Source organism: Peribacillus sp., from assembly GCF_059453735.1.
Genome location: NZ_JAZVJO010000345.1, coordinates 1 through 4,282, shown reverse-complemented (window position 1 = coordinate 4,282; position 4,282 = coordinate 1). Strand labels below are relative to the sequence as shown.

The window sequence follows — 4,282 nt, the reverse complement described above, 5'->3', positions numbered from 1 at the left end:
ATATACCAACAATACTATTATTCAGTTAATTCCATCTGGTTTCACAAATGAAAATGGAATTGTAGTATTAGAACTATATCTAAGGAATGGTCAGACAAAGGCAAAATCAATCTGGCGTGGATTTGATTCTGGACTTTCGGGGTTATGTGAAAATTACGGTGTTGAGGTGGAGTCTGATGAGCAAAACATGCCTTTTGAACCTAAAACTATTCAAAAACAAACCCAAAAAGAACCTGATAAGAATCTAGCTGTTACTGAAAATAAAAATAGACAAAACACGTTGGCAGCGATAAGTCTTGAAAAGGTAAAGGGTAATATAAGTCTCGTCAAAGGCCAAAAGCCAGTTATTATTGAGAAGACACCAGAAATTACTGCGACGGTATCTTGGAAGACTGGAACAGATTATGATATATATGCCTTAGTCTATACAAAGAATGGTAAGCAGATCGATGTAGCAATGTTTGGGGCAGAAGGAAAACCTCCCCTCAGGAGTTTTGGCAACGGATCAGTGGAACATATGGGGGATGTTAGGAGAAATAATCAACCAACTAAGACTGAAGAAATTAAATTAAGATTAAATAATGATATCCTCGCAGTTGTTCCTGTGGTTTATTCTGCTCAGTCAAATGGAACAGGCTCATTCTACAGATACAAAGTGTCCATGAGTATAGATAATCATAATGGAACCTCCGTTACCATATTCGCCAAGAATGCAAATAATAATGATAGAATTTATTCCTGTGTGCCCGGGATTCTACATAATACCCAAGATGGAGTTATTATAAATCCATTGGAGTATTATAGTACACCGAACTCAGAGAGTAGACCTAAACTTAGAATGGGGTCTTCAAATATGGTAGAAGTTATAATGGATAAAGGACCAATAAATGATTATAAGTAGACTAGAGCTATATATAAAAATTGCAAATATATTAACTAGACCGATAGATATTCAAGCATAATAAGTTAGAACTAGATTCTTTTTTCTCGAAGTACGGTTAAAGAGGATGATGTAAATGAAGAACCAACCTATTACTACGAGTTTTTTTAAATAGGTTAGTGAACTCCAAAAATTTGGAGTTCACTTATCTTAAATATGATTATCTAAACTCAAGGGGACGTTCATAGCTGTAAAACTCAGCATGATGTTATTTAGAATATAGCCACTAAATTTTTCCTAGTATACTTTGCAGTTTTTAGTACAAAAAAAGGAACCTTCCCTAGGCGAAAGAACGTGTTTTTGGTCATTAATGCGGTCACTAATGTGTGAAGTTTTTAGCGAATATATGACAATTAATACACTAACTCCTCACTTAACCTTATTCAACACTACCTTTTTTACGTATTTTCTCCAGTACATCCTCGAGCTCATCAGGCTTTAGAAACTCAATGGGCGAGACGCTTTTCTCGAAAGAAACAGTGTCAGATTCAATGATGGTTACATATTTTCCATTTAGTTTGGCAATGTGTACGGCGTCGCCAAAGTCGGCGAGAAGTCCGTTCACCGCAATATGGCCCAGTTTTAATTTTAATGGAATTTCTGGTGTGTGTTCAATAATTTGAGCAGCCGCTTCAACAATTTCTGTGTGGGAGAAGTGTTCTTGAATCTCTCTCTTTTCACTGGCAGCCCAAACTTCCATGGCTTGATCGAGTTTTTGGCGTTCCTCGGTTTGCTCTGGGTAGATGGTATCGATTTGTTCGTATACCATTTCCATGACCTGATTTTTGACGATCTCAGGCATAGATTCCCCATATTCAACAAACTTTAAGAAGTCCTCAAAATAACGAGCATGAGACGATTGGTGAATCTTAATTTCTCCAGACTCTACAATTCCCTCTTCCGGCATGAATGGGTACTGAATGGATTTCATATTTTTGGTTGTAATCGCCATTTCAACATTGCGAATTAGGGTCTGTTCATCAGAAATAGAGGCAACTTTCGGTTCAAAATCACATTTTAATAAGAAGATAAAGTTTTCATCTAGATAGCTGCTTAGCTTAGCAGAGGCAACGAGAAAGACTCCGCCTCGGACAGCGCTTGTATCAAGATAGGAAATCACAAACTGTTCATTTTCTTCATAAAACATATCCTTTGTATCGGCACTGCGGACGCGATTAAATAAATTATAGTTAGGGTTTGAATCCAGTTCATGTCCTTCTTCCACGATGAAGTGGCCGATTTTGGTTGGTACTTGTTCTGCTTTTGGGTGTCGATCGACTTTACGTTTGCTGATTTTCATCAGCTCTCCATCTAGGAAACCTTTTAATGGACTATTTTCATATTCTTCATGATCAAGGGTTTGAAAATGCTTGTAGCGTTTATCCGCCTGTTCTCCCTTACCATCTACTGTAACGACGTAAAAGGACAGGTATTGTATAGTAAAATCCATTTAATTCACCTTTTTTCTAAAAAGTAGCTCACACTAGTATAAAAAGGTTATTGAATTCCGTCAAACGAATTTAGCTGGAATGTAGGATTAAAACGGGGGTGTTTTCATGAGGGTGATTGTTTTATCTGACACACATATACCAAAACGTGCAAAGGAGCTTCCATCTGAATTAGTCCAAGAATTAAAGCAAGCAGATTTGATTATTCATGCAGGTGATTGGCAGACGATAGAAGTGCTGGATATGCTCAGGCCATACGGACCTATTGAAGGGGTATACGGGAATGTTGATTCCGAAGATATAAAACAGCAGTTCCCAGATAAGAAGTTACTCGAAATAAAAGGTTTTAAAATTGGAGTTGTTCATGGTCATGGACAAAAACAAACGACAGAAAAACGAGCCCTCGCTGCCTTTTCAGAGGAATCTTTAGATTTGCTCATATTTGGCCATTCTCATATACCAGTAAAAAAACAGATAGGCGGGATGTGGGTGTTTAATCCGGGTTCGCCTACTGATAAGCGGAGACAGCCATTCTTTTCTTTTGGGATATTGGAAATCACAGATGAATTAGAAATTAATCACCTATATTTTAAATAATTACTTTCCTTTACATCGTGATTTAAAAAAAGTATTACTTCTTACTTGATTGTAAGTTTTATACTATTATTCTAGAATATTCTTATTTTAATCTGTATACTAGAACAGTTACTGTGTTTAAACCAATGGGAATAACCTGATGATTTTTTTTGGCTATATCAAGGAGAGAAGTATCTATGAGAAATTTACTAACTAGACCTAAGTTAGAGCAAAGAAACTATGACCAATATGCAAAGGAAGTTTATATTGATGTCGATGGTCATCAGGATGTTAGTCAGCAAATCCACATGATTCATTTAACTACTAGGGATTTATGTATGATTCGTTCCCTTCAATCTGTAATTGAAGAGCATTTAGAAGATATCGTGACAAATTTTTATAAAAACCTTGCGAATCGTGCAGCGTTGATGGATATTATTAACCATCACAGTAGTGTCGATCGTTTAAAAATCACACTCACTAAGCATATTTATGAAATGTTTTCAGGAAAGATTGATCAAGACTATATCAAACAGCGTACAATTATTGCCCATGTTCATGTGCGAATCGGTCTTGAGCCTACATGGTATATGTATGCTTTTCAGGATTTACTGTTGTCTGTAAATACTATAATTACACCCCATATGCAAACGATTAAGGAATATTCAGATGTCATGGCGGCTATTACGAAAATTTTCAACTTAGAGCAGCAGATTGTCTTAGAAGCTTACGAGCGGGAAAATAAACGAATCAGGCAAGGAATTGAGGAAAGTCAATTAAATCTCAAAGTAAATGTAAACAGTTCTGCACAGGAATTAGCTGCTATTAGTGAGGAGACGAGCTCGTCCTCTATTGAAATTAACCATAAATTAACGGGTATACGTTCTTTAACTTCAACTGGGCTGGATATAGCAATTGAAACCCAGAAAAAATCGAACGAAGGGGCAGCTCGATTAAAGCAGGTAGAACAAATTATGAATCAATCACAGCTTCATATGCAGAAAATATCTGCTGATATGAGTAACTTAACCGAGACTTCGAAACAAATTAACAGTATTGTCACCGTGGTAACCTCTATTGCTGAACAAACCAATTTACTTGCATTAAATGCAGCAATAGAAGCAGCTCGTGCAGGTGAGAATGGGCGTGGTTTTGCGGTAGTAGCTGATGAAGTTCGTAAGCTGGCTGAGTCTACTAAGAAATCCGTTTCGGAGGTTTCAACCTTAATAAAAGCCATTCAAACTTACACGGAAACCATACATGAATCGATATTATCCGTAAATGGTGAAATTAAGCACGGTACAGAAGAATCTATTGA

4 protein-coding genes are annotated in these 4,282 nt (G+C 36.7%); 3 read left to right on the top strand and 1 reads right to left on the bottom strand.

All coding sequences use genetic code 11. From position 1 onward, the window contains the following. A partial coding sequence (locus tag AC52RT_RS11015) for a TerD family protein (protein WP_495540787.1) occupies nt 1–901 on the top strand: 901 nt, incomplete at its 5' end. Nucleotides 902–1,319: 418 nt separating this feature from the next. Here AC52RT_RS11015 and AC52RT_RS11010 read toward each other — a convergent pair. After that, on the bottom strand, nt 1,320–2,390 hold the full coding sequence (locus tag AC52RT_RS11010) for a DUF3900 domain-containing protein (RefSeq protein WP_495540786.1): 1,071 nt from the start codon (nt 2,388–2,390) through the stop codon (nt 1,320–1,322). A gap of 106 nt (nt 2,391–2,496) precedes the next feature. On the opposite strand from AC52RT_RS11010, the gene AC52RT_RS11005 reads away from it, so the two are divergent. Then, complete coding sequence (locus AC52RT_RS11005) at nt 2,497–2,985, top strand: metallophosphoesterase family protein (RefSeq protein WP_495540785.1); 489 nt, start codon at nt 2,497–2,499, stop codon at nt 2,983–2,985. A gap of 176 nt (nt 2,986–3,161) precedes the next feature. Then, on the top strand, nt 3,162–4,282 hold a 1,121-nt coding region (locus AC52RT_RS11000; RefSeq protein ID WP_495540784.1), incomplete at its 3' end, for a globin-coupled sensor protein.

What these genes read in the sequence shown, in the direction of transcription:
- AC52RT_RS11010 (WP_495540786.1), bottom strand. Translation starts at nt 2,390, where the DNA reads ATGGATTTTACTATACAATACCTGTCCTTTTACGTCGTTACAGTAGAT.
- AC52RT_RS11005 (WP_495540785.1), top strand. Translation starts at nt 2,497, where the DNA reads ATGAGGGTGATTGTTTTATCTGACACACATATACCAAAACGTGCAAAG.